This window comes from Cryobacterium frigoriphilum, from assembly GCF_004403305.1.
Lineage (GTDB): Bacteria > Actinomycetota > Actinomycetes > Actinomycetales > Microbacteriaceae > Cryobacterium > Cryobacterium frigoriphilum.
In genome coordinates, this window is the sequence record NZ_SOHE01000016.1 from 215,746 (window position 1) to 238,608 (window position 22,863).

Consider the following 22,863-nt stretch of genomic DNA (forward strand, 5'->3'; position numbering starts at 1 on the left):
CCGCAATGAGACGCGGTTGTGGACAAATCGGGCGTTTTCGATACCAAACACCGTCGAATGGTACGCGCGGGGGGTGACTAGCCGAAGAGGGTGCCGGCGCGGCAGGGCTGGCCGTCGACGAGGTTGAGGCACGGGTCGAAGAAGTCCGGGTAGCGTGCCGAATCGGGCTCGCCGAACCACTGGGTGTAGAAACTCCAGAAGTTGAGATTGCCGTAGGTGGAGCAATCGTCGGCGGTGCCTGCCAGCGTCTGCGGCGACGGCTGGTACGGCGTGTAGTTGTACAGGTTCGCGGTGGCCTGATTCACGATCTTCACCGGGGCCGATCCGCAGGCGGTGTCGGGAAAGTACCCCACGTCGATCGTGCCGACCTGAAAGGCCCGGTCGGGCTCCTGGGTGTACTGCCGAAACTGCCAGGCCGCGTTGTAGACCTGGTTGAAGAAGCCGAAGTAGTCGGCATTGCAGTCGGCGGTGTCGGGGCAGCCGTACCCGGTGGCGCGCAGGTAGCCCGACTCGTTCGGTGCGGTCAGCAGCGACTGCTCCTTCTGCAGCAGCACGAGCAGCACGCGCGGCGAGATTCCGCAGGCCTCGGACACCCGGGCGATGATCGTGCTGGCCCGCTCATGGGGTTGCCCGACGTAGGCCGCGCAGTGTCCGGCACCGTGCGCTGGCTCCGACTGGGTTGACTCGCGGTATTCCCAGAGGCAGGGAGACCCATCGCGGGGGTTGCAGGACCGGTTTTCGAGAAAGGTCTGCACCTCGGAGGCCGTCATCGCATCCGCGTTGTAGAAGTTGTAGTCGCTGATGATCAGTCCCGGATCGAAGTCGTCCGGGTCGATTTCATCTGACGGCGTCACGGCCGGAATGGCTGCGGACCGTTCGAGGGCGGCCGACCCCGCGGTGAAGGCGGCAGCGGCGCCGAAGGCCACGAGCGCCGCGACGACGAGTATCGCGATCAGTCGGCGGGGCTTCTCGCGCGTTCCCCAGAAGCCTCGACTGCTCGGGCCGCGCCGGCCCGGCGCGCGTCGGGGTGACAGAGTCATGGTTAAACCCTAGCGGGGCATACCTCACAGGGTGCTGCGAGCGGATGCCGAGCGCGGCCCCCGCAGAGCGAACGGGCTCGGTGAGACCCCGATTAGGCACGGTGTCGGGCGGCCAACACCGTGCCTAATCGGGGTCTCAGCGTAATCGGGGTCTCAGCGAGGGCGGCGACGCTAGTTGCGCTGGCCGGGGTCGGCGTCGGAGCGGGCGTTCACGATCACGGTCGGGGATTGAATGTTCAGCACGATCGAGTGGCTGACCAGCCCGAGCAGCATCCGACGAATGCCGTACAACCCGTGATTGCCGACCACGACGAGGGCCGCACCGCGGGCCGCGTCGAGCAGGGCCCACTGCGGCGCCCCGCGCACGAGCGTCGAGGTCACGGCGAGCTGCGGGTAGGCGCCGGTCGCCGTGCGCACCGAGTTCTGCAGCGTCTGCTGGTGCACCTGCTCGAGGGAGTGCAGAAAAGCGGGGTCGGGGGTGGCCGTGTCGCGCCAGACGAGCGGTTCCTGCCAGGCGTGGATGGCGCGCAGCTTCATGCCGGTGCAGTCGGCTTCGGCCGCGGCGAAGGCGAGAGCGGCCGCTGAGGCGGCGGAGCCGTCGACCCCCACGACGACCCCGGTCGCGCGCGGGCTGGTGTCTTCGGGGATGATCGCGATCGGGCCGTTCGCGGCCCCCGCGAGCCGGGCGCCCACCGACCACTCGTAGCGCACCGGGGATCCTTCCCGAGTGTGCGTGCCGACCACGACGAGGGTGTTCGGCCCCGACAGATGACGCAGATGGGTGATCGGGTCGCCGATCAGAAACTCGCTCGTGATGGTGACGGTGGGGTTCTCGCGACGGATGCGGTCGGCCTCTTCCCGAAAGGAGAGCTCGGCGCGGGTCGCGGTCGAGTCGGCGACAAAGTACTCGGCGTCGGCCTGTGACCGGTCGAGCACGTGCACGAGGTGCAGTGCGCCGTTCGGGTTGCGCCGCAACGCCCAGGCGAGGGCGGCGCGTGCCGGACCCGACGCATCCCACGCGACAATGGTCGTCGCGGACGTCGCGCGGGGGGCGGGAGCCATGCGCGCGGCGGGTGCCGCCACGGGGGCGGATAACGGTTGCCTCGACGTGGACTCAACCGTTGTTGTCGGACCTGCACTGCGTGTTGTCATGGCGCTCGACCTTTCTCGTCGCGGCTCTCGTGTCGCTTTTTTCTGTGGCGTGCTCCCCCGGTAGCATCACGCTACGCAGGGCGGCCACGGCGGTCTAGGGTCTTTCGGCCCGTCGCTGCCGTCTTCGCCCGACGGATGCCCCGGTCGGCTCAGCCGCGGTGCGCGCCACTCAGAGGAACGAGCGCACCGAGCGCACTGCCCCAGGCCTCGGCCCGTTCGATCTCGCCGAGGGCGAGCAGGGTTTCCTTGGTCACCAGAAAACTCTGCGCCGGCAATGCCAGCTCGAAGCCGACGCGCTCGAGCAGGTGGGCGATGCCCTTCGAGGCACGCCCGGTCACGAGGGCGGGCGCGTCGACGCGGGTGTCGAACGCGGCAGCGATGCCTGACTGGGCGCTCAGCCCGTGCAGCCAGTCCCGAACGCCGACGCCCGCGGCATCCGGGTCGAGATTGAGCGTGCTGTCGGCCGTGGCCGCCGCGTCGGCCGCGGCATGCCGGGTGCTGTCCCGGCTCATGCCGTGCACGTGGGTGGGGCCGCCGACGACGACCAGATCGAACGCGGCGAGGTTCTGCTCGTCGGCGTGGGCGACCGGCACGATGGAGGCGGTCCAGCGGGTGCCGAGGCCGCGACCGATGGCCTCGGCGAGGGCATGGGTGTTGCCGTACATCGATTCGTAGATCACGAGGGCATGCATGGGAATCCTTTCAACTCTGAAGTGAGCGCTGACAGCGCTTCGGCCGGGGTGGCGCGTTCGAGGAACGCGGCCCCCCGGCCGAAGCGCAGTGCGGGTGTTAGCGGGAGATGACGACCTTGAGCGCCTTCGTCTCCGCGGCGCGGGAGAAGGTGTCGTAGGCCTCGATGAACTGGTCGAAGCTGAAGTGGTGCGTGGCGAGCTTCTCGGCGGCGAGCTTGTTCTTGGCGACGAGCTTGAGCAGCATCGGCGTGGTGTTCGCGTTGACGAGGCCCATGCTGATGTTGATGTTCTGAATCCACAGGTCTTCGAGGTGCAGTTCGACGGACTTGCCGTGCACGCCGACGTTGGCGACGTTGCCGCCCGGGCGCACGATCTCGGTGGCCATGCTGAAGGTCTGCGGCACGCCGACGGCCTCGATCGCCACATCGACGCCGGCACCATCGGTGAGGGCGAAGACCTGTTCCTTCCAGTCTGCGGAGCCGGAGATCACGACATCCGTCGCCCCGAAACCGCGAGCCGCCTCGAGGCGGTTCTCGTCGAGGTCGATCGCGATGATCGTGGCGGCGCCGTAGAGGCCAGCGGTGGCGATGGCGGCCAGGCCGACCGGGCCGGCGCCGATCACGGCAACGACGTCACCGGGCTTGACGCGACCGTACTGCACGCCCATCTCGAAGCCGGTCGGCAGGATATCGGAGAGCATGACGGCCTGGTCGTCGGTGACGCCCGCGGGGATCTTGTGCAGGGAGTTCTCGGCGTAGGGCACGCGCACGAACTCGGCCTGGGTGCCGTCGATGAGGTGGCCGAAGACCCAGCCGATGCCGGACGCTCCCTCGTCGCCGAGGCAGTGCGAGTACAGGCCGGTGCTGCAGTTCACGCAGTGGCCGCAGCTCTTGATGCAGGAGATGATGACCCGATCGCCGACGGCGAGGCTCGTGACGGCGGAGCCGATCTCGGTGATCGTGCCGACGCCCTCATGGCCGAGAATGCGACCGACGGTGACCGCCGGAACATCGCCCTTGAGAATGTGGAGGTCGGTGCCGCAGATGGTGGTCGTGTCGACCTGCACGATGACGTCGGTCGAGTTCTCCAGCCGAGGGTTGGGAACTTCGGTCCATGCCTTGATGCCGGGTCCGCCATATACGAGTGCCTTCACGGTGTCTCCTTCGATCTGTGCCGGTGAATGTGCAGGCGTGCGCGCCTGCACTGTCAATCTAGATCGGGGGCAGACAGGGTAAACAGGGCCGAAAGTCCCCGGCTGGGGGCATGTTTCGCCCGTCTTGGGACGTTCGACTCTATGCCGGGGCCACCCGCACGCGGGAGGGTGGAGGTGGCCGGCACCGTCGCCGTCCCCCCTGGTTTCAACAAACAGTAAGACGAGGTGATTTCCGTGGACCGGATGATTGTGGTTGGCGTAGACGATTCAGCCCCGGGCGATGCCGCCCTCACGTGGGCCATGCAGCGCGCCACGAAGGTCGACTGCCCGGTGACCCTGGTGCACACCGTGTACGACACCTGGATGGCCGAGGGCTACGGCTACTACGACAGCATCGTCGACGCTGAAAAGAAGCTGCTGCTCGACGCGCAGGCCAAGGCCACCGCGCTCAACCCGCACATTCCCACCCACACCGAGCTGCGCCACGGCAACGCCCCGCGGGTGCTGGCCGAGTTCAGCGACGAGGCGAGCCTGATCGTGGTCGGTACCGACAAGAAGGGCCGCTTCGAGGGTGAACTGTTCGGCAGCGTCAGCCTGCAGGTCGCCGCGCTCGCCCGCTGCCCCGTCGCGATCATTCCCGAGCTCAACGACCCGGTCGGCCTCACGCGCTCCGGCGTCGTCGTCGGTGTCGACGGCTCCGCCGATTCCGTGGCCGCCGTGGCGATCGCCGCAGCCGAGGCCGACCGCACCGGGCAGGAACTCACCGCGATCTACGCCCCGCCGACCCCGTCGAGCACCAACCTGCGTTTCATCCCCACCCAGGCGGTCGAGGAGCGCATGGAAGAGGAGCGCATTGTGCTGGCCGAGTCCGTGGCGGGCCTCACCACCCGCTACCCCGACCTGGTCGTGCACCAGCGCATCGAAAAGGATGCCTACCCCGCCCGGGTGCTGGTTGCTGCGGCCCACGAGGCCCAGCTTCTCGTCGTCGGCAGCCACGGCCGCGGCGCTCTGGCCCGCCTGATGCTCGGATCGGTCAGTCACGAGGTGCTGCTGCACATTCCGTGCCCGACGATCATCACCACGGTGCGTCACCCCAAGAAGTAGCGCAACCCCAAAACAGGTCGACGGAAGTGCCCGTTTGTGGTGCCTCCGCGCGCGAGACCTGACATTCTGGACTTACACGTCGGCGGACCGGCCGCTGACGTGTGGGCCAGTGGGGAACCGATGAACGAACAGCGCGCCGCGGACCGGTTGTTGAATCAGGAACGGATGCGTGGGCTGCTCGCCGCGGTCATCTCCGTCGCCGAAGACCTCAGCCTCGAAGCCGTGCTGGAACGGGTGGTGTCAAGCGCCTGTGAACTCGTTCAGGCGCGCTATGGCGCCCTCGGCGTGATCGGCGGCGACAACGGCCTCAGCCACTTCATCACCGTGGGCTTCGACGAGGAGACGGTGAAGCTCGTCGGCGACCTGCCGGTCGGTCACGGCGTGCTCGGACTGCTGATTCGGGAACCGCGGCCGATTCGCCTGCACGACCTGCACGACCACGCCAGCTCCTTTGGGTTTCCGGCCCACCACCCGCCGATGAAATCGTTTTTGGGCGTGCCCGTGCGGGTGCGCGACGTGGTCTTCGGCAACCTCTACCTCACCGAGAAGCTCGGCGGCGGTGACTTCACCGAGGAGGACGAGTCCCTCGCGATGGCGCTCGCCGCGGCCGCCGGGGTGGCGATCGAAAACGCCCGCCTGTTCGAGGAATCGCACCGCCGTGCCGAATGGCTTGAGGCGTGCGCCGACATGGCCCGTGACCTGCCGGCCCCCTTCGATGAGGCCGAGGAAACCGGGCTCGACCTCGTCGCCCAGCGTGCCCTCGCGGTGTCGGGCGCGGAACTGGTCGTCATCGGTTTTCCCGCCGACGACAGCCTGTACTGCCTCGCCGCGGCCGGCGTCGGCGCCGAACAGCTGCTCGGACGCACCGTCATCGTGCGGTCAGCGGCCCTGGCCCAGGTGCGCGCGACCGGGCTGTCGTCGGTGGAGCCGAGCCTGCCGTTGCTCTCGCCCGATCTGGAGCTGCGGGAATCGGGCCCGACCCTCGTGGCCGCGCTCGGCCCGATCGGTGACGGCCAGGGCGTGATTCTGCTGTCGAAGGCGATTGGTACCGGCTCGTTCAGCACCACCGACCTGGAAATGAGCGCGGTCTACGGGGTGCAGGTGGCGCTGGCCCTCGAGCTCGCGACCGCGCACCGGATGCGGGAGGAACAGGCCGTACTCGGTGATCGGGACCGCATCGCCCGGGACCTGCATGACCTCGTGATTCAGCGGTTGTTCGCCGCCGGGCTGAGCATGCAGAGCCTGCGCCGCTTCACGAGCGATCCGGTCGCCCTCGACCGCATCAACTCGGTCACGACCGAACTCGACGAGACCATTCGCGAACTGCGCGACACCATCTATTCCCTGCGCGGCATGAGCCAGACCACGGGAACGCTGTCGAGCCGTATTCTCGCGGTGATCAAGGATGGCGCGGATGCCCTGCCGTTCGCCCCGCGCATCCGTCTGTCTGGACCGATCGATGCGGCGGAGGTGACCGAGGAGCTGCGCGGCAACCTGCTCGCGGTGCTCTCCGAGGGGCTCAGTAACGCGGCCCGGCACGCCGGCGCGACCGCGATCGACGTGTCGGTGAGTTCAGAAGGCGGCCGGGTGAAGATCGTGATCGCCGACAACGGCCGGGGGTTCTCCGAGTTGGTGCGGCGCAGTGGCCTCGACAACCTGCGGCGTCGGGCCGATCTCTGCGGCGGCCGGTTCACGGTGAAGAGCGCGCCGGGTGAGGGTACACGGCTGCGCTGGTCGGTGCCGGTGGCGCCCCGCCCCGTCGCACCGGCCGAACTCGGCGGCCGGCCGGTGCGACAGCGCCGCTAGCTGCGGCGCTGGTCGTCGCCGTGCTTGGCGACGTAGACCGCGGCCTGGGTGCGGCGCTGAAAGTCGAGCTTGGCGAGCATCGACGACACGTAGTTCTTCACGGTCTTCTCGGCGAGAAACATCGACTGGCCGATCTCGCGGTTGGTGAGGCCCTCGCCGATGAGGTCGAGCACCTTGCGTTCCTGCGCCGTCAGCGAGGCCAGCCGGGCGTCCTGCGGGTCGGCGAGGCCCGACACGATCGCGGCCTTCACCCGCGGATCGAACAGGGACTCACCGACGGCGGCCCGCCGGATCTTGTCGAGCAGGTCGTCGCTGCGAATCTCCTTGAGCACGTAGCCGGCGGCGCCGGCCAGCACGGCGCCGCGCAGGGCGTGCTCGTCGTCGTAGCTCGTGAGAATCAGGCATTGCTGCGCGGGGTCGAGGGAACGCACGTCGCGGCACACCTCGATGCCGGTGCCGTCGGGCAGCCGGGCGTCGAGAATGGCGACGTCGGGCCGCAACGCCGGAATCATCCGGGTCGCCTCGACGGCGGAACCGGTGTCGCCGAGCACCTCGAAACCCTCGCCCTCGAGCAGTTCGCGCAGGCCGCGACGCACGAGTTCGTGGTCGTCGAGGATGAAAATGCGAATCGGGAGCTCCCGGTTCGGGCGTGACGCTCGGTTCTGCGTCTCATCCATGGGGATCCCTTCGTTGTGGCGCACCGGCGGTTGGTCTGGCGGCGTGCGGCTGTTGCGCGCTTACTATTCTCTCCCGGCCGTATGGTGCTCGGTAGGGTCGAAGGTCCGTTACCGGGTTGCGGGACCTCCGGCCCTGTGCGGCCGGTGAGGCCCGCGGCAGGGTGGAATCATGACGATCGATTGGAAACGACCGGCGGGCACGCCGGTGTCGACTCCGCAGCGGGGTCTGCGTGGTCTGCTGCTCGGGCTGCTCTATTTTGGTGCCGCCTCCGCCTTCGGCGGCGGGGTGCTGGGGGTCTTCGCCAACGGCGCGGGGGTGCCGCTCGACTATCTCGCGGGCAGCCCCTTCACTTCGTTCCTGTGGCCCGGACTCATCCTCGGGGCGGTCGTCGGCGGTACCCAGCTGCTCGCGGCCGTGACCCTGCAGCGACGGCGGCCGCTCGGCCCGCTGTCGAGCGTCGTGGCCGGCTTCGGAATGCTGATCTGGATCTTCGTGGAACTCGCCGTGATGCGCGAGTACTCTGTGCTGCAAACACTGTATTTCGCCCTCGGAGGCCTCGAACTGCTCGCCGTTTTCGGCCTGCTCGGTCTGGTGCCCGCATCCGCCGAAACGCTTCAGGCGGATGTCGCCGGCCGGGACCTCTGACCCTGTTGCGGCCCGCGCCTCGGTGCCAGCATGAATACAGATCTGGCGTGCGTCGATGGGGCCGCCCACCGCTGGCACGCACTGATCTGTGGTTGCGTTCCTGATCTCCGTTCACCGATTGAAGGTTCTCATGCACAGCTCCGCACCGCTCGTTTCACCCGCCCCCGCAGCGCCCAGGCGATGGGTCGGCGCGACAATTGTGCTCGTCATCGGCTCACTGCTGGCCCTGACCGGCCTCGCGGTGATGCTCGTCGGCGGCGCCGCCCTCTGGGCGAACGGTCAGACCCGCGGCAGCGGCTTCTTTCAGACGCCGACCGTGAGCGTCGCGGCCGACTCCTTTGCCCTCGTGTCGCCGCCGATGGAGGTGACGACCGACGTGAACGACGCGGTGGCCCTGCCATTTGACCTCGGAACGCTGCGGCTCGTCGCCGAGGCGATCGACGGCAACACGCCGATCTTCGTCGGGGTCGGGCCGCAGGCCGATGTCGACGAGTACCTCGCGAACGTGCACCACACCGTGCTCACGACCGTGAGTGCCGGCCCGTTCGGATCGCGGTACCGCGACGTGCCCGGCACGGTTTCGCCCACCCTGCCCGGTTCCCAGGACTTCTGGGAGCTCTCGTCGTCTGGCACGGGTGAGCGGCAAATTCTGTGGGATCTGCAGACCCTCACCGCGGCTAATTCGGCAAATTGGACGATCGTCGTAATGAACGCTGATGCGAGCGAGAACGTCGCCGTTCAGCTGACCGGCGGAGCGCGCAGCGACCTGATCGCACCGATCGGCTGGGCGCTACTCGCGAGCGGCCTGATCGTGTTGCTGATCGGTGTCGTGCTGATCGTGCTCGGGGCCGTGAGCCTCGGCCGTCGTACCCCGCGAGGGCCAGCGGCATCCGCTGCCGGGCCGGTTCTGCCCGCCGTGACGCCCGACGGGTTTTCACGCGACACGAATTTTGTGGCCGCGCCGCCGTCGCTCGCCGGGGACCTGGTTTCGGGGGCGACGGATGCCGCGCCGCGCTACCCGGCGCAGCTGCGCGGAACGCTCGACCCGGCACTGTCCCGGTGGCTGTGGCTCGTGAAGTGGGTGCTCGTGATTCCCCACCTGATCGTGCTGTTCTTTCTGTGGATCGCTTTTATGGTGTGCACCGTGGTGGCCGGGTTCGGCATCCTCTTCACCGGGCGCTACCCGCGTGCGCTGTTCGATTTCAATGTGGGTGTGCTGCGCTGGACCTGGCGGGTGTCGTTCTACGGCTATTCCGCGCTGGGTACCGACCAATATCCGCCCTTCACCCTGGCCCGTACCGATTACCCGGCCGACTTCGAGGTCGCGTACCCCGAGCAGCTGTCCCGCGGACTCGTGCTCGTGAAGTGGTGGCTGCTGGCGATTCCGCACCTGCTGATCGTGGCGGCGCTGACCGGGGGACTGATCGGCTGGGGGAGCGGATGGGGCAACGGAGCTGCCGGCGACGGCGCCTGGGCGGACGGCTCGAACGCCGGGGTCTCGCTGCTCGGGCTGCTCGTCTTCATCGCCGGCGTGATTTTGCTGTTCACGGGGCGGTTTCGGCAGGGGCTCTTTGACCTGATTCTGGGCATCAACCGCTGGGTGTTCCGCGTGATCACGTACACCGCGCTGATGCGTGACGAGTACCCGCCATTTGTGCTCGATCAGGGCGCCGCGCGGCCGTAGGGCGGCGGTGGCGCGCCGCCGAGTGACGCGGTACTTACGCCGCTACGCGGTAGGCGCGCCCACCGCGTAGCGGCGTTACTGCCGCGCAGCTCGATTGTGCCCGTCAGGCTGGGTGACGCAACTCCCGGCCGGGCTAGGAGCGCACGAGTCGGGCTATCGCGGCCGACGCCTCGAGCAGTTTCGCCTCGGCCTCGGCGCCTCCCGAGGCCACGGCGTCGCGCACGCAGTGGTTGAGGTGATCGTCGAGCAGGCCGAGGGCGACCGACTGCAGCGCGCTCGTCATCGCCGAAATCTGCGTGAGAATGTCGATGCAATACTTCTCGTCGCTGACCATGCCCTGCAGGCCGCGGGCCTGGCCCTCGATGCGACGCAGGCGCTTGAGGTAGTTGTCCTGGTTGGAGATGTACCCGTGGTGTGCGTGCTCGGGTGCGGCTGCCGCTGCCGCGGGCTCTGCCGTCGGCTCTGCTGTCGACTCTGTCGCGGTCATGATCGGTCCTCCAGTTACCCCCGAGGGGTATAGTGGTTACATGATAGCGCAGCGCCGGCCGAACCGGCACTCGGAGGGAACGAACTCATGAGCACGTCAATCACCACCACCTACGGCGTCACCGGCATGACCTGTGGCCACTGCGCCCAGGCCGTGACCGAAGAAGTCACCGCCATCGAGGGTGCCGAGAGCGTGAGCATCGACCTCGTCGTCGGTGGCGTGTCCCAGGTCACCGTCACGAGCGCGGCCCCCCTCGACCGCAGCCTGGTCGCCGCCGCGGTCGATGAGGCCGGCTACGCACTGGCGCCGGCCGCGTAATGACCGCCTCGCAGGTTGACCTCCGCATTGGCGGCATGACCTGCGCCTCGTGCGCCGCACGCATCGAAAAGAAGCTCAACCGCATGCCCGGTGTCGAGGCCAGCGTCAACTACGCGACCGAGAAGGCACACGTGTCGGTTCCCGCGGGCACCACCGTGGCAGATGCGATCGCGACCATTGAAGCGACCGGATACACGGCCGTGCTGCCGGCACCGGCGCATCCGTCGCCGTCATCGGTCGCGACCGGCGCTGCGGATGTCGGGGGTGCCGCGCCCGAGGCCGGCGACGGCGCCGAGGCTGCCGCGCTGCTCGCGCGGCTGCGGGTCTCGGCCGCGCTCGCCCTGCCGGTGGCGCTGCTGTCGATGATTCCGGCGCTGCAGTTCGACAACTGGCAGTGGCTCGCCCTGACCCTCGCGGTGCCCGTCGCCGTCTGGGGCGCCTGGCCGTTCCACCGCGCCGCCTGGCTGAACGCCCGCCACGGCGCCGCGACCATGGACACCCTCGTGAGCCTGGGCGTGCTCGCCGCGCTCGGCTGGTCGCTTTACGCCCTGTTCTTCGGCATGGCCGGCATGACCGGAATGACCATGTCGTTCAGTCTGGTGGCCGAACCCGGCGGTGGCGCCAACGAGATCTACCTCGAGGTCGCCGCGGCCGTGACCGTCTTTCTGCTCGCCGGCCGCTACGCCGAGGCACGGGCCAAGCGCCGCTCCGGCGCCGCGCTCACCGCCCTGCTCGAGCTGGGCGCCAAAGAGGCGACCCTGCTGCGAGACGGCGTCGAAACCCGGGTCAGCATCTCCGACCTCGTCGTCGACGACCTGTTCGTCGTGCGCCCTGGCGAGAAGGTCGCGACCGACGGCACCGTCGTTGAGGGCAGCTCCGCGGTCGATGCGAGCCTGTTGACCGGCGAATCCGTGCCCGTCGAGGTCGGCCCGGGCGACCACGTCGTGGGAGCGACGCTGAACAGCGGCGGCCGCCTCGTCGTGCGGGCCGCCCGCGTCGGCGCCGACACCGAGCTGGCCCAGATCGGCCGACTCGTGGAACAGGCGCAGACCGGAAAAGCGGATGTGCAACGCCTCGCCGACCGGGTCAGCGCGATCTTCGTGCCGATCGTTCTGGGCCTCGCCGTGCTGGCCCTGGCCGGCTGGCTGCTCGTCGGCTCGTCGCCCGAGATGGCGTTCACCGCCGCCGTCGCGACCCTCATCATCGCGTGCCCGTGCGCGCTCGGCCTCGCGACACCGACCGCGCTGCTCGTGGGAACCGGCCGCGGCGCGCAGCTCGGCATCCTGATCAAGGGCCCGCAGGTGCTCGAAGCCACCCGCCGCGTCGACACGATCGTGCTCGACAAGACCGGAACCGTGACGACCGGGCGCATGGCCGTGGTCGGCTGCACGGCCGTCGACTGCGGGGACGAAGACGAAATTCTGCGACTGGCGGCCGGGGCGGAGAGCGGATCTGAGCATCCGATCGCCGCCGCCATCGTCGCTGCGGCGGCGCTGAAGGGGCCGGTTCCGGCCGCCGAATCGTTCGCCTCCGAGCAGGGGCTGGGCGTGCAGGCCATTGTCGAGGGGCGTCTCGTGCTCGTCGGCCGGCCGCAGTGGCTCGTCGACGCCTGGTCGATCGAACTTCCGGTCGAGCTGCGGGCCATGCTCGACACCAAGGAGGGCCTCGGCCAGACCGCGGTGATCGTGGCGTGGGACGGCAAGGCCCGCGGGCTGCTCGCGGTCGCCGACACGGTCAAGCCCACGAGCGCGGCGGCGATCGCCGAGTTCGAACGGCTCGGCCTGTCGACCGTGCTGCTGACCGGTGACAACGAGCGCGCGGCGCGCGCCGTCGGTGACCTCGTCGGAATCGCGGATGTGCGGGCCGGGGTACTGCCCGCCGAAAAGGCCCTGGTCATCCGCTCTTTGCAGCACAGCGGTCGGGTCGTGGCGATGGTCGGCGACGGCGTCAACGACGCGGTCGCCCTCGCGACCGCCGACCTCGGCATCGCGATGGGAACCGGAACCGACGTGGCGATCGAGGCGAGTGACCTCACCCTGGTGCGCAGCGACCTGTTCGCGGCAGCGGATGCCATCCGGCTCGCGCGCCGCACCCTCGGAACGATCAAGGCGAACCTGTTCTGGGCCTTCGCGTACAACGTCGCGGCGATTCCGCTCGCGATGCTCGGGCTGCTGAACCCGCTCGTGGCCGGCGCCGCGATGGCGTTGAGCTCGGTGTTCGTGGTGACGAACAGCCTGCGCCTGCGCGGCTTCAGGCAGTTGACGCCTTCTCGCGAGTGAGCAGTGTGGCGTTTTGGCGCCGCAACTGCGTGCTCGCGGGAAGCGGGTGCGGGACCGGGTGGGGCCGGGCCTCGACTTTTGGATACCCTTGGGGGTATAGTTGGGGCCGGAGGCACTAATGAAGATTGTCATTGTGGGTGGAGTGGCCGGCGGCATGTCGGCGGCAACGAGGATGCGTCGGCTCGATGAGTCGGCCGAGATCGTGGTGTTCGAGCGCGGGCACTATGTGTCCTTCGCGAACTGCGGACTGCCGTACTACGTCGGCGGCGTGATCACCGACCGGGCCGAGCTGCTGCTGCAGACGCCCGAATCGCTCGGCACCCGATTTCGGCTCGACGTGCGCGTCGACCACGAGGTCACCGGCATCGACCGGGCCGGCCAGACCGTCTCGGTGCGCAATACCCTCACCGGCGACGAGCGGAGCGAGAGCTACGACCGGCTGATTCTCGCCGCCGGGGCCACGACGCGCAGCGCGCCCGCCGACAGCACCTCCGCCGCCTGGGGCCTCGCCACGCACACCCTGCGCACCGTCGATGACGTTGACCACATCGACGCCGTGCTCGCCGCCGCCCCGGGTTCCCCGTCTGCCGTGGTCATCGGCGGCGGCTTCATCGGCCTCGAAGCCGTCGACAACCTCGTGCGCCGCGGCGTGCACGTGACGCTCGTGCAGCGCGGCCCGCAGATCCTCACCCCCCTCGACCCCGAAATGGCGGCCCCGGTGGTGGCCGACCTGCGCGCCCACGGCGTGGACGTGCGCCTCAACACGAGCGTCGTCGGCAGCGACGCGCCGGCCGATCCCGCGACATCCGCAGCGACCGGGCTGCTGCTGAGCGACGGCTCCCTCGTGCCGGCCGACCTCGTCATCGACGCAACCGGTGTGCGCCCCGACACCTCGCTCGCCGCCGCGGCGGGCCTCGCCATCGGCGACAGCGGCGGCATCTGGGTCGACGAGACCCAGGCCACGAGCGATCCCCACATTTTCGCGGTCGGCGACGGCGTTGAAAAGACGGATGCCGTCGGCGGCGCCGGCACGCTCGTCACCATGGCGGGCCTCGCCAACCGGCACGGCCGGGCCGCCGCTGACTCCATCGCCGGGCGCCCCGACGCGGCCGAACCCGCCGTCGGCACCGGCATCGTGGGTGTCTTCGACCTGACGATCGCGATGGTCGGCTGGAACGAACAGCGCCTCGTGGCTGCCGGCCGGGCGCACCGAGTCGTGCACACGCATCCGTCGTCGCACGCCGGGTACTTTCCCGGCGCCGAGCAGATGGCCATCAAGCTGCTCATTGACGCCGATACCGACGCGATTCTCGGCGCCCAGATCGTGGGCGGAAGCGGCGTCGACAAGCGTATCGACGTGATCGCGACGGCGATGGCTGCCGGGCTGGGGGCATCCGCTCTGAGCCGGTTGGAACTGGCCTATGCGCCGCAGTACGGCTCCGCGAAAGACGCGATCAATCAGCTCGGTTACGTCGCCGACAACCTGCTGCACGGCACCAGTCGTTCGGTGCAGTGGCACGAACTCGACGCCGCGCTCGACGCCGGAGCGACGCTCGTCGACGTGCGCAGCCCCGCTGAATTCGCGGCCGGGCACCTGCCGGACGCCCGTAACCTCAACCTCGACGAGCTGCGCGCCCGGCACGGTGAGCTGCCGGCCGGCCCGCTCGTCGTGCACTGCCAGGTCGGCCAGCGCGGCCACACCGCGGCACGGTTGCTGAGCCAACTGGGCCACGATGTGCGTAATCTAGATGGCGGGTATCGCACCTGGCTCGCCGGCCGCGCGGCCATGGCGAGCACCCCTTCTTCTGAAACCCTGTCCGAAAGGATCCCTGTATGACCGATATCTCGGTACTCGAACTCGCCGCACTGACGAACGGCCCGGCGGCCGTCGTCGTGCTCGACGTGCGCGAGCAGGACGAATACGACGACGCCCACGTGCCCGGAGTGCTGCACATTCCCATCAGCGTGCTCATGGAGCGCATGAATGAGGTGCCCGTTGGGCAGCCCGTCTATGTGATCTGCGCCGTCGGCGGACGCAGCGCCCAGGTCGTGGACTACCTCGACCGCTCGGGCAGCGCCATCGACGCCATCAACGTGGCCGGCGGCACGCTCGCCTGGCAGCAGGCCGGCCTGCCAACCGAATCGGGAGCGAACAATGACTAAGGCAAAGATGTCACCGACGGATGTGGCGGGGCCGGCTGCGGCGGGCATCCGTCTGACGATTCCGGCCGCGGCCGCTACCGTTCTGGGCCCCGACCCGGAGCAGAAGAAGATTCTCAACCGTCTCAAGCGCGCGCAGGGCCAGTTGAACGCCGTGATCGTGGCCGTGGAGGCGGGCGCGCACTGCAAGGACATCGTGACCCAGCTCGCCGCGGTGTCGAGCGCGCTCGACAAGGCCGGATTCGTGATCGTGTCGAAAGCGATGCGGCAGTGCCTCGAAAATCCGGAGCAGAAGGACGCCCTGACCGTTGATGAGCTCGAAAAGCTGTTCCTGACGCTCGCGTAGGCTGCGCGACCGCGCCCGCGGAGGTGCGGGACCGACCGCGACCGCGACCGCGCCCGATACGGGTGGCCGCTACGGCAGTTACCGTAGCGGCCACCCGTATCGGGGGCAGTCAGATCGTGCGGGGGGTGCGGGGGGTGCGGGGGTGCGGGTGGTGCGGCGAGTCAGCTGCAGCAGGCAGCGGATGCGGCGGGCGCGGCATCCGTCGGCGCGGCGCCGGGCGCCTCGGGCGGCGTGGTACAGCAGACCCCGGTCTCGGGCAGCACGAGGGTGACGAGCCGCGCGGCGGCCCGGTTGCCGGCGAGTTCGTCGGCAATCGAGCGCACCTGCTCGTAGCCGGTGGCGAGCAGGAACGTGGGTGCCCGCCCGAAACTCTTCATGCCGGCGAGGTAGAAGTTGGGCTCCGGATGCGTGAGCACGTCGACGCCGTGCGCCGGAACCGTGCCGCAGCTGTGCAGGTTCGGATCGATCAATGGCGCGAGCAGTCTGGGCGCCTCGACGATTTCGTCGAGCGCGAGACGAATCTCGCGCAGCATGTCGAGGTCGGGCCGAAACCCGGTCGCTCCCACGATGAGGTCGGCCTCGAGGCGTGCGGGGGCACCGTGGCGGCGGCCGATGAGCGCGACGCGGTCGGCCGCGCCCGGATCGGCCGCGCCCGGGGCAGCGCCGCCGCCGTTAGTGCTGGGCGCCACGGTGTCGATCTCAAAGCCGTCGATCAGGGCGACCTGGCCGTTCGTGACGAGCGCGTGCACGCGGGATCCGAGCGAGGCCCTGGCGGCCAGTTCGTCGCTGTCATCGCCGTAGACCCGCACGGGAGTTGCGGTGCGAATCAGCCAGCTGACCGTGGTGCCGGGCTCGACGGCCGCGAGTTCGGCGAGGTTCAGCAGGGTGTTGGCGGCCGAGTGCCCGGCACCGACGACGACGGTGTGGCGGCCGGCGAAGCGGGCCCGCTCACTACCGAGCACGTCGGGCAGGGCATGCACGAGGTGCTCGCTCACCTCCGCCGCCGACTGCGCCACCGCCCCCGCAACCGCCGGCATCGGCTCGAGTCCGGAGGCGGCGAGCGGGTTCGGGGTCGAGTACGTGCCGGAGGTGTCGATGACCGCGCGGGCGAGGGCGTCGTGGCTGCCGGCATCCGTCTGAATGCGCAGCAGAAACGGCGTCGCGGCACGGTTGGCGGAACGGGTGCGGTCCATGCCCTGTCGGCTGACCGCCGTGACCCGCGCGCCGTAGTGCACCCGGTCGCCGAGGGTAGCGGCGAGGGGAAGCACATAGTCGCGCAGCAGTTCGTGACCGGTCGGCAGCACGTCGGGGTGGGGCGCGGCCCAGCCGACGGGTTCGAGCCGGCGAACGGATGCCGCACTCGTCAGATAGCGCCACGGCGAGAACAGGCGGGTGTGGCCCCAGAGCGTGAGGGCGCTTCCGGCGGCAGGACCGGCCTCATAGAGCACGAAGTCGATCCCGCGCTCGGCCAATTCGGCCGCCGCGGCGAGGCCGACCGGCCCGGCGCCGATGATCGCGACCGGCAGGTGGGCGAGTGCGGGCACGGCGTCGGTGCGGCGCGGGGGAACCGTGAGGGTCAGTCCGAGCGTGGCTGCCGTGCCCGCGGGGGTCATGCTGAGACGCTCGGGGATGCGGGCAGCAGGGCGGCCTCGACGCCGAGGCCGGAGAGCAGGTCGGTGACCTTGCCGCGAATCTGGTCGCGGATGCGGCGCACCTCATCGAGCGGCAGTTCGCCGGGGTCGACAAGGTTCCAGTCGACGTAGCGTTTGCCAGGGTAGATCGGGCAGGCGTCGCCGCAGCCCATGGTGACCACGACATCCGCTGCCTGCACGACATCGTCGGTGAGGGGCTTGGGAAAAGACTCCTCCATCGACAGGCCGAGCTCGGTCATCGCTTGCACGACCGCGGGATTGAGCTGGGTGGCGGGCATCGACCCGGCCGAGCGCACGTGTACGGCGCCGCCGGACAGGGCCTTGGCGAACACGGCGGCCATCTGCGAGCGGCCGGCGTTCTGCACGCAGACGAACAGCACCTCGGGAACCGGCGACGCCACGGCACCCTTGGCCTGGGCGAGGGCGGTGAGGCGCTCGCCGGCGAAGTGCGCGGTACGGCTCGTGAGGTGCGCCTTCACCTTTGAGGTGCGCAGCAGCGCGGTGTACGACTCGAGCACGTAGCGCTCGACCGTTTCGCCGGCGAAGACACCGTCAAACCGCGTGGTGAGCTCGTGTGCGAGGCGTTTGAGGGACTCTTCGGGAAAGCTCAGGCCGGGCTGGGCCTTGCGGGTGCTGAAATCGGTCATTGCCTCGTCTTTCTGTCTCGCTCGGGGCCTAGACCTGCGCCGGCAGCAGCTCGGCGAGCAGCACCTGGATGCGTGCCTTGATGTCGTCGCGAATCGGACGGACGCTCTCGATGCCCTGGCCTGCCGGGTCGTCGAGCTTCCAGTCCTCGTACCGCTTGCCCGGGAAGATCGGGCAGGCGTCGCCGCAGCCCATCGTGATGACGACGTCGGAGTCTTTCACGGCCTCGGTCGTGAGGATCTTCGGCACGTTGTTCGCGATGTCGATGCCGTCTTCGGCCATCGCGGCGATCGCGACCGGGTTGATCTGGTCTTTCGGCTCTGATCCGGCGGACAGCACCTCGATGCGGCCCTGAGCCAGGGCGGTGAGGTAGCCGGCGGCCATCTGCGAGCGTCCGGCGTTGTGTACGCAAACGAAGAGCACGGTGGGCTTAGCGGTCATGAGGAGTCTTCTTTCGAGAGTATGCGGTGTGCGGTGATGAGCAGGTGTGGTGGTCGTCTTGCGGTGATTGTAAACAACGCGTGTGACAGTTGGGGGTTACACCCGGTCGAGGGTGCTTTCGGCGGCGACGGATGCGACGGGGGTCGGTGTCTGGAGCGCGGCGGGAAACATCCGCGGCCGCAGCCAGAGGGCGAGATAGACGAGGGCGATGAGTGCGGGCACCTCGATCAGCGGGCCGACGATTCCGGTGAGGGCCTGGCCGCTGAGGGCGCCGAAGGTGCCGACCGAGACCGCGATCGCGAGCTCGAAGTTGTTGCCGGCGGCGGTGAAGGCGAGCGTCGTGGTGCGCTCGTAGCTCATGCGCAGCAGGCGGCCGGCGACGAAGCTGATCAGGAACATGACGATGAAGTAGATCAGCATCGGCAGCGCGATGCGGGCGACGTCGCCGGGGTTTGCGATGACCTGCCGGCCCTGCAGGGCGAAGAGCATGACGATCGTGACGAGCAGTCCCCAGAGGGCGAAGGGGCCGACCACGGGCAGAAATTTCGCCTCGTACCAGTCGCGGCCCTTGGTGGCCTCACCGACGCGGCGGGAGAGGTAGCCGGCCAGCAGCGGGATGCCGAGAAAGACGAGCACGCTCGCCGTGATGGCCCAGATCGAGAACTCCGCGCTCGTGGTCGGCAGGCCGAGCCAGGCCGGCAGTACCTGCAGGTAGAACCAGCCGAGTGCGCCGAAGGCGACGACCTGAAAGACCGAGTTGACGGCCACCAGGAACGCGGCGGCCTCACGGTCGCCGCAGGCGAGGTCGTTCCAGATCAGCACCATGGCGATGCAGCGGGCGAGGCCCACGATGATGAGGCCGGTGCGGTATTCGGGCAGGTCGGGCAGCAGCAGCCAGGCGAGGGCGAACATGAGCGCCGGGCCGACGAGCCAGTTGAGCACCAGGCTCGTCACGAGCAGGCGCTTGTCGGTCGCGACGTGCTTCGCGTCGGAGTAGCGCACCTTGGCGAGCACCGGGTACATCATGATGAGCAGTCCGATCGCGATCGGCACGCTGACCGAGCCGATCGTGAAGGCGTGCAGAGCGTCGCCGACCGCGGGCGTGTAGACGGCCAGAAGCAGGCCGACGGCCATGGCGGCGAGAATCCAGACCGGCAGAAACCGGTCGAGGGTGCCGAGCCGGGCGGGGGTGGGTGTGGTCACGAAGCTCCGTCTGCTGCTGAGCGTGATGCTGTCCACGCCTTATATCGATCGTTGTCGATGCCTACGCTAGGCCAGTTCATCGACAAATGTCAATCTATGGGGCAGGATGTTCACATGACGTTTGTTCAGCAGCCCGTCCTGGTGCCCGCCGCGCCGAAGCCGACCGCCCTGTTGCCGCTGACCGACGTGACGGATGCCGCCGCCTGCGGCTCCTCCGTCGGCCGCGCGGCGATCGCGCCCGCCGACGCCGACGCCCTCGCCCGCCAGCTCAAGGCCCTCGCCGACCCGGCCCGGCTGCGCATCCTCTCGATCGTCGGCGCGCACCTCGACTCCGAGGCCTGTGTCTGCGACCTGACCGACGTGCTCACGCTGTCGCAGCCGACCATCTCGCACCACCTGAAGGTGCTGGTCGACGCCGGTTTTCTGACTCGCTCCAAGCGTGGCACGTGGTCGTACTACCGCCTCGTTCCCGGCGCCCTCGGCGGCGTCGCACAGGTGCTGCCCAGCCTGTAGCCGCATCCGTCGCCGTCATCCGCGGTGGCCGAAATCGGCGAACGGTCGGGGTTGATGCGGGGGGACGAATCTGGGAAGATACGCTGTCACAGCCCGACACGGGCTTCGATCGCAGTGGTATTTCCCGGCCAGCTGACCGACCGGGCAGCCTCTGAACCGAGGAGGAAATCGTGACCCCGAGCGGTCGTGCCCGCGTGATCGTGGGCGTGCAACCGGGCCAGCCCGACGCGGTCGTCGAGAACGCCGCCGTGTTCGCGACCCGGTTCGGCGCCGAACTGGTCTGTGTCTACGTCGATGTGGGCCGCTACCTCGTCGACGAATCGGCCGACGGCACGATCATGTCGCTGCCCTTCGACCCTGACCTGCCCGATCTCGCCGCTGAGGCGTTCGACAGTGACCTGGCCGAGCACCTCGCATCCGTTCTCAACGGACGGGGCGTGGACTGGAGCACCCGGGTCATCGCCGGTGACCCGGCCCGCGCGCTCGCTCACCTGGCCGACACCCTCGATGCCGCGATGATCGTGATCGGCACCCGGGAGGCGACCCTGCTGGCCGGCCTGCAGGAGTTCTTCGGCGGCTCCGTGGCGGTGCACCTCGCCCACCACCAGCACCGCCCGGTGGTGGTGATTCCGCTCGCGCCGGTGGTCTGGGGCGGCCCGGAGCCGTGGGGCGGGGCATCCGTCACCCCGGCAGACTCGGATTAGGCGTTAGTTCTCGTAGCTGTCGTGCGAGCGGTAGGCGTGCATCGCCGTCGAGACGAGGCGTTCGGCCTCGAGCCGCTCGCCGAAGCCCTCGACGATGACGAACCTGCCCGGCTCGAGATCTTTGTAGTGCTCGAAAAAGTGTCGGATTCCGTCGCGGGTGTACTCGGCGACGTCGGTGATCTCGGTGACGTGCTCCCAGCGGGGATCGGCGACCGGCACGCAGATGAGCTTCACCTCCGGGCCGTGCTCGTTCTGCATGCGGAACACCCCGACCGGCCGCACCGAGATGCCGACCCCCGGGTAGGTGGGCTCCTCGAGCAGCACGAGCGCGTTGAGCGGTTCGCCGTCGCGGCCGAGGGTGTTTTCGATGAATCCGGAATCGGCGGGATAGACCATTTCGGTCAGCAGCGTGCGGTCGAGACGGATGCGCCCGGTCAGGTGATCGACGGAATACTTGTTGCGGCTTCCCCGCGGGATCTCTACCGTCACGTCCAGAATCGTCATCGTTGTCGCCACCTCGCCTTGTGTGGCTCCTCAAGCTACCGGTGCGCCGCCACAGAAGAAACCGCTTGTGCGGGGGCAGACGCGGGGTTTTCGGGCACGGTGCCGGGCACGGTTTCGGGCACGGTGTCGGGCACGGCAAAATACAGCGGTGCGTGCAGTGCGCAGGCCTCGTTGAACGGGGCCGCGCAGGCCGGACAGGCGTGAACGGCCCGATACGAGCGGATGCTCAGCGTCGCCCGGCACGCCCCGCAGAGAATCGCCGGATGGTTCCACTCGTTCGCCGGCCACTGGGTTGCCGAGTGCGGTTCAGCCTCGGCGTGGCAGCGGTGGCAGGGGTAGAAGCGCCGGCAGCAGTGGAACTGGATCGCGACGACGTCGACCGCGCTGCGATAGTGCACGCAGCGGGTCTCGTCGTCGACGGTCTGGCCATGGACGGTGATCGGGGCCGGGGCCGGGGCCGGGGCCGGGGCCGGGGCAGGGGTGGGAGTCGAGGCCGGGATAGGCGCCGGGGTCGGGGTGGTCGGCGGCGCGGGTCGGGTCTCGGGGGCCGGGTCGGGCATCCGCTACTCCGTGACGCCGGTCTGGGCGGCCTCGGCCGCGGCTGCGGCGGCTGCAGCGGCGGCGGCCTGGGCCTCGGCGAGGGCGATTTCGTCGTCGTCGAGGTCGGCTGCCTCGGTCAGCACGAACTCTTCGAAGGCCGCGGCGTCGTCGAAGGCGCCCGTGTAGGACACCCCGTTCACGAGCACGGTCGGGGTTCCCGTCACGGTGCGCACGTCGGAGTTCGGCAGCGGGCCGGTCAGGGCACGGTCGGTGGCGCCGCCGACCCAGGACGCGAAGGTCTGCTCGGTCACACAGTCGGTCACGGCCTCGCTCTGCACTCCGGCCGAGTGCAGTACCGAAAGAAGATCGGCATCCGTCGGCCCGGTCGTGTGCTCGTCGGGCTGGGCCGCGAACAGGGCCGTGTTGACGGCGAGAAAATCGTTGGGCGCGGAGTCGGCGACGCAGGCGGCGGCGTTTGCGGCGCGGGTCGAGTAGGAGCCGCCCGCCGAGGACTTGTCCAGGATCGCGATCGGGTGGATCTCGACGGTCGCGTTTCCGGCGGTGACCCAGGACGCGATCTGTTCGGCGTTGGCGGCCTCGAACTGGCCGCAGTACGAGCAGAGGTAGTCGACGTACATCGTGATGTTGACGAGGTTGGCGAGGGCGGTCGGGTCGGTCGCGATGGGGTCCTCGCCGACGACGACGGCGACGGTCGACGCGGCGACAACACCGCTCTCGTCGGCGCCGAGCAGCACGCCGTCACTGGCCATGTTGAGCGGCCCGGCCGCGGCCGGTCGCACGGCGGCGACGATCGACACGGCCACGATGGTGGCCACAGCGATCAGCCCCAGGCCGATGCCGCCGCGCCAGAGCCGCCGCCGCCGACGCGCGGTGTAGGCGGTGTCGTCGCGCAGCTGGCGGGCGTGTTCACGCGCGTCGGTGCGCCGATCCTTCTGGGAGGGGCGGCCGTTGAGGGTCATGGAGGTACACCGTTTCGTCGCGGGGTTCTTTTCGAACCTAGGCTGCTCGCCTCCGTGACGGGTTACCGCCGGCTGTGCGTGGGCTGGGAAGTGCGGTGGCGCGGTGAAGCCTGGGGAGCGCCGCAAGGCGCCCCGGC

Annotated in this window: 24 protein-coding genes; 11 read left to right on the forward strand and 13 right to left on the reverse strand. The window is 69.2% G+C overall.

Going from position 1 to position 22,863, the window contains the following annotated elements; translation table 11 throughout:
- Nucleotides 1-77: 77 nt before the first annotated feature.
- From E3T55_RS03895 to E3T55_RS03910, 4 genes are all read right to left on the reverse strand, one after another.
- Nucleotides 78-1,040 carry a hypothetical protein gene (locus E3T55_RS03895; protein ID WP_134518240.1) on the reverse strand — a complete coding sequence of 321 codons (963 nt, stop codon included), beginning with the start codon at nucleotides 1,038-1,040 and terminating at the stop codon, nucleotides 78-80.
- Nucleotides 1,041-1,211: 171 nt separating this feature from the next.
- Complete coding sequence (locus tag E3T55_RS03900; RefSeq protein WP_166791663.1) at nucleotides 1,212-2,102, reverse strand: universal stress protein; 891 nt, start codon at nucleotides 2,100-2,102, stop codon at nucleotides 1,212-1,214.
- 239 nt (nucleotides 2,103-2,341) lie between these two features.
- The gene (locus E3T55_RS03905) at nucleotides 2,342-2,884 is read right to left on the reverse strand and encodes a flavodoxin family protein (protein WP_134518242.1); all 543 of its coding nucleotides are present in this window, start codon (nucleotides 2,882-2,884) and stop codon (nucleotides 2,342-2,344) included.
- A gap of 97 nt (nucleotides 2,885-2,981) precedes the next feature.
- Nucleotides 2,982-4,037: a zinc-dependent alcohol dehydrogenase family protein gene (locus tag E3T55_RS03910; protein ID WP_134518243.1), complete on the reverse strand. Its 1,056-nt coding sequence runs from the start codon at nucleotides 4,035-4,037 to the stop codon at nucleotides 2,982-2,984.
- Between the two features lie 243 nt (nucleotides 4,038-4,280).
- Here E3T55_RS03910 and E3T55_RS03915 point away from each other — a divergent pair, with 243 nt between their 5' ends.
- Both E3T55_RS03915 and E3T55_RS03920 read left to right on the forward strand, forming a co-directional pair.
- Nucleotides 4,281-5,141 carry a universal stress protein gene (locus E3T55_RS03915; protein WP_241992857.1) on the forward strand — a complete coding sequence of 287 codons (861 nt, stop codon included), beginning with the start codon at nucleotides 4,281-4,283 and terminating at the stop codon, nucleotides 5,139-5,141.
- Nucleotides 5,142-5,261: 120 nt separating this feature from the next.
- Nucleotides 5,262-6,947: a GAF domain-containing sensor histidine kinase gene (locus E3T55_RS03920; RefSeq protein ID WP_134518245.1), complete on the forward strand. Its 1,686-nt coding sequence runs from the start codon at nucleotides 5,262-5,264 to the stop codon at nucleotides 6,945-6,947.
- Here the strand turns inward: E3T55_RS03920 and E3T55_RS03925 are convergent.
- A complete protein-coding gene (locus tag E3T55_RS03925; RefSeq protein ID WP_134518246.1) occupies nucleotides 6,944-7,624 on the reverse strand; it encodes a response regulator in 681 nt (226 codons plus the stop codon). The genes E3T55_RS03920 and E3T55_RS03925 overlap by 4 nt on opposite strands.
- A gap of 169 nt (nucleotides 7,625-7,793) precedes the next feature.
- Between E3T55_RS03925 and E3T55_RS03930 the strand changes: the two genes are divergently transcribed.
- Together E3T55_RS03930 and E3T55_RS03935 are read left to right on the forward strand one after the other, a co-directional pair.
- A complete protein-coding gene (locus tag E3T55_RS03930) occupies nucleotides 7,794-8,270 on the forward strand; it encodes a hypothetical protein (RefSeq protein WP_134518247.1) in 477 nt (158 codons plus the stop codon).
- Between the two features lie 130 nt (nucleotides 8,271-8,400).
- A complete protein-coding gene (locus tag E3T55_RS03935) occupies nucleotides 8,401-9,954 on the forward strand; it encodes a DUF4389 domain-containing protein (RefSeq protein WP_134518248.1) in 1,554 nt (517 codons plus the stop codon).
- A 133-nt stretch (nucleotides 9,955-10,087) separates the two neighbouring features.
- Here the strand turns inward: E3T55_RS03935 and E3T55_RS03940 are convergent, their stop codons facing one another.
- The gene (locus tag E3T55_RS03940) at nucleotides 10,088-10,441 is read right to left on the reverse strand and encodes a metal-sensitive transcriptional regulator (RefSeq protein WP_134518249.1); all 354 of its coding nucleotides are present in this window, start codon (nucleotides 10,439-10,441) and stop codon (nucleotides 10,088-10,090) included.
- 87 nt (nucleotides 10,442-10,528) lie between these two features.
- Here E3T55_RS03940 and E3T55_RS03945 point away from each other — a divergent pair, with 87 nt between their 5' ends.
- The 5 genes from E3T55_RS03945 to E3T55_RS03965 all read left to right on the forward strand — a co-directional run bounded on the left by E3T55_RS03945 (nucleotide 10,529) and on the right by E3T55_RS03965 (nucleotide 15,544).
- Nucleotides 10,529-10,759, forward strand: coding sequence for a heavy-metal-associated domain-containing protein (locus E3T55_RS03945; RefSeq protein WP_134518250.1), 231 nt, complete (start codon nucleotides 10,529-10,531; stop codon nucleotides 10,757-10,759).
- Nucleotides 10,759-13,038, forward strand: coding sequence for a heavy metal translocating P-type ATPase (locus E3T55_RS03950; RefSeq protein WP_134518251.1), 2,280 nt, complete (start codon nucleotides 10,759-10,761; stop codon nucleotides 13,036-13,038). Before E3T55_RS03945 ends, E3T55_RS03950 begins: the two co-directional genes overlap by 1 nt.
- A gap of 118 nt (nucleotides 13,039-13,156) precedes the next feature.
- On the forward strand, nucleotides 13,157-14,875 hold the full coding sequence (locus E3T55_RS03955) for an FAD-dependent oxidoreductase (RefSeq protein WP_134518252.1): 1,719 nt from the start codon (nucleotides 13,157-13,159) through the stop codon (nucleotides 14,873-14,875).
- Nucleotides 14,872-15,201 (forward strand): rhodanese-like domain-containing protein, encoded by a 330-nt coding sequence (locus E3T55_RS03960; RefSeq protein WP_134518253.1) that lies wholly within the window; start codon nucleotides 14,872-14,874, stop codon nucleotides 15,199-15,201. The genes E3T55_RS03955 and E3T55_RS03960 overlap by 4 nt, the downstream gene beginning before the upstream one ends.
- On the forward strand, nucleotides 15,194-15,544 hold the full coding sequence (locus E3T55_RS03965) for a metal-sensitive transcriptional regulator (protein ID WP_338145117.1): 351 nt from the start codon (nucleotides 15,194-15,196) through the stop codon (nucleotides 15,542-15,544). Before E3T55_RS03960 ends, E3T55_RS03965 begins: the two co-directional genes overlap by 8 nt.
- A gap of 161 nt (nucleotides 15,545-15,705) precedes the next feature.
- Here the strand turns inward: E3T55_RS03965 and E3T55_RS03970 are convergent, their stop codons facing one another.
- The 4 genes from E3T55_RS03970 to arsB all read right to left on the reverse strand — a co-directional run bounded on the left by E3T55_RS03970 (nucleotide 15,706) and on the right by arsB (nucleotide 19,416).
- The gene (locus E3T55_RS03970) at nucleotides 15,706-17,157 is read right to left on the reverse strand and encodes an FAD-dependent oxidoreductase (protein WP_134518254.1); all 1,452 of its coding nucleotides are present in this window, start codon (nucleotides 17,155-17,157) and stop codon (nucleotides 15,706-15,708) included.
- Nucleotides 17,154-17,843, reverse strand: coding sequence for an arsenate reductase ArsC (locus E3T55_RS03975; protein ID WP_134518255.1), 690 nt, complete (start codon nucleotides 17,841-17,843; stop codon nucleotides 17,154-17,156). Before E3T55_RS03975 ends, E3T55_RS03970 begins: the two co-directional genes overlap by 4 nt.
- A gap of 28 nt (nucleotides 17,844-17,871) precedes the next feature.
- Nucleotides 17,872-18,282: an arsenate reductase ArsC gene (locus E3T55_RS03980; protein WP_134518256.1), complete on the reverse strand. Its 411-nt coding sequence runs from the start codon at nucleotides 18,280-18,282 to the stop codon at nucleotides 17,872-17,874.
- Between the two features lie 96 nt (nucleotides 18,283-18,378).
- Nucleotides 18,379-19,416: an ACR3 family arsenite efflux transporter gene (arsB, locus tag E3T55_RS03985; protein ID WP_134518304.1), complete on the reverse strand. Its 1,038-nt coding sequence runs from the start codon at nucleotides 19,414-19,416 to the stop codon at nucleotides 18,379-18,381.
- 183 nt (nucleotides 19,417-19,599) lie between these two features.
- Between arsB and E3T55_RS03990 the strand changes: the two genes are divergently transcribed.
- Both E3T55_RS03990 and E3T55_RS03995 read left to right on the forward strand, forming a co-directional pair.
- Nucleotides 19,600-19,998, forward strand: coding sequence for an ArsR/SmtB family transcription factor (locus E3T55_RS03990; protein WP_134518257.1), 399 nt, complete (start codon nucleotides 19,600-19,602; stop codon nucleotides 19,996-19,998).
- A 170-nt stretch (nucleotides 19,999-20,168) separates the two neighbouring features.
- Complete coding sequence (locus tag E3T55_RS03995; protein ID WP_241992847.1) at nucleotides 20,169-20,702, forward strand: universal stress protein; 534 nt, start codon at nucleotides 20,169-20,171, stop codon at nucleotides 20,700-20,702.
- A 3-nt stretch (nucleotides 20,703-20,705) separates the two neighbouring features.
- Here E3T55_RS03995 and E3T55_RS04000 read toward each other — a convergent pair whose 3' ends face one another.
- Genes E3T55_RS04000 through E3T55_RS04010 form a run of 3 tightly spaced genes read right to left on the reverse strand, consistent with a single transcriptional unit; the run spans nucleotide 20,706 to nucleotide 22,726 of the window.
- The gene (locus tag E3T55_RS04000; protein WP_134518259.1) at nucleotides 20,706-21,206 is read right to left on the reverse strand and encodes an inorganic diphosphatase; all 501 of its coding nucleotides are present in this window, start codon (nucleotides 21,204-21,206) and stop codon (nucleotides 20,706-20,708) included.
- Between the two features lie 35 nt (nucleotides 21,207-21,241).
- Nucleotides 21,242-21,766, reverse strand: coding sequence for a CHY zinc finger protein (locus E3T55_RS04005; RefSeq protein ID WP_134518260.1), 525 nt, complete (start codon nucleotides 21,764-21,766; stop codon nucleotides 21,242-21,244).
- Nucleotides 21,767-21,769: 3 nt separating this feature from the next.
- Entirely contained in the window at nucleotides 21,770-22,726 is a 957-nt protein-coding gene (locus tag E3T55_RS04010; RefSeq protein ID WP_134518261.1) for a DsbA family protein, read from the reverse strand.
- Between the last annotated feature and the right edge of the window lie 137 nt (nucleotides 22,727-22,863).

Bases quoted from the DNA above. Each gene is read 5' to 3' on its own strand.
- E3T55_RS03955 (WP_134518252.1), top strand. From the start codon at position 13,157: ATGAAGATTGTCATTGTGGGTGGAGTGGCCGGCGGCATGTCGGCGGCA.
- E3T55_RS03950 (WP_134518251.1), top strand. From the start codon at position 10,759: ATGACCGCCTCGCAGGTTGACCTCCGCATTGGCGGCATGACCTGCGCC.
- arsB (WP_134518304.1), bottom strand. From the start codon at position 19,416: ATGGCCGTCGGCCTGCTTCTGGCCGTCTACACGCCCGCGGTCGGCGAC.
- E3T55_RS03965 (WP_338145117.1), top strand. From the start codon at position 15,194: ATGACTAAGGCAAAGATGTCACCGACGGATGTGGCGGGGCCGGCTGCG.
- E3T55_RS03935 (WP_134518248.1), top strand. From the start codon at position 8,401: ATGCACAGCTCCGCACCGCTCGTTTCACCCGCCCCCGCAGCGCCCAGG.
- E3T55_RS03945 (WP_134518250.1), top strand. From the start codon at position 10,529: ATGAGCACGTCAATCACCACCACCTACGGCGTCACCGGCATGACCTGT.
- E3T55_RS04000 (WP_134518259.1), bottom strand. From the start codon at position 21,206: ATGACGATTCTGGACGTGACGGTAGAGATCCCGCGGGGAAGCCGCAAC.
- E3T55_RS03990 (WP_134518257.1), top strand. From the start codon at position 19,600: ATGACGTTTGTTCAGCAGCCCGTCCTGGTGCCCGCCGCGCCGAAGCCG.
- E3T55_RS04005 (WP_134518260.1), bottom strand. From the start codon at position 21,766: ATGCCCGACCCGGCCCCCGAGACCCGACCCGCGCCGCCGACCACCCCG.
- E3T55_RS03920 (WP_134518245.1), top strand. From the start codon at position 5,262: ATGAACGAACAGCGCGCCGCGGACCGGTTGTTGAATCAGGAACGGATG.
- E3T55_RS03975 (WP_134518255.1), bottom strand. From the start codon at position 17,843: ATGACCGATTTCAGCACCCGCAAGGCCCAGCCCGGCCTGAGCTTTCCC.
- E3T55_RS03970 (WP_134518254.1), bottom strand. From the start codon at position 17,157: ATGACCCCCGCGGGCACGGCAGCCACGCTCGGACTGACCCTCACGGTT.
- E3T55_RS03930 (WP_134518247.1), top strand. From the start codon at position 7,794: ATGACGATCGATTGGAAACGACCGGCGGGCACGCCGGTGTCGACTCCG.
- E3T55_RS03905 (WP_134518242.1), bottom strand. From the start codon at position 2,884: ATGCATGCCCTCGTGATCTACGAATCGATGTACGGCAACACCCATGCC.
- E3T55_RS03895 (WP_134518240.1), bottom strand. From the start codon at position 1,040: ATGACTCTGTCACCCCGACGCGCGCCGGGCCGGCGCGGCCCGAGCAGT.
- E3T55_RS03940 (WP_134518249.1), bottom strand. From the start codon at position 10,441: ATGACCGCGACAGAGTCGACAGCAGAGCCGACGGCAGAGCCCGCGGCA.
- E3T55_RS03925 (WP_134518246.1), bottom strand. From the start codon at position 7,624: ATGGATGAGACGCAGAACCGAGCGTCACGCCCGAACCGGGAGCTCCCG.
- E3T55_RS03960 (WP_134518253.1), top strand. From the start codon at position 14,872: ATGACCGATATCTCGGTACTCGAACTCGCCGCACTGACGAACGGCCCG.
- E3T55_RS03915 (WP_241992857.1), top strand. From the start codon at position 4,281: ATGATTGTGGTTGGCGTAGACGATTCAGCCCCGGGCGATGCCGCCCTC.
- E3T55_RS04010 (WP_134518261.1), bottom strand. From the start codon at position 22,726: ATGACCCTCAACGGCCGCCCCTCCCAGAAGGATCGGCGCACCGACGCG.
- E3T55_RS03980 (WP_134518256.1), bottom strand. From the start codon at position 18,282: ATGACCGCTAAGCCCACCGTGCTCTTCGTTTGCGTACACAACGCCGGA.
- E3T55_RS03900 (WP_166791663.1), bottom strand. From the start codon at position 2,102: ATGGCTCCCGCCCCCCGCGCGACGTCCGCGACGACCATTGTCGCGTGG.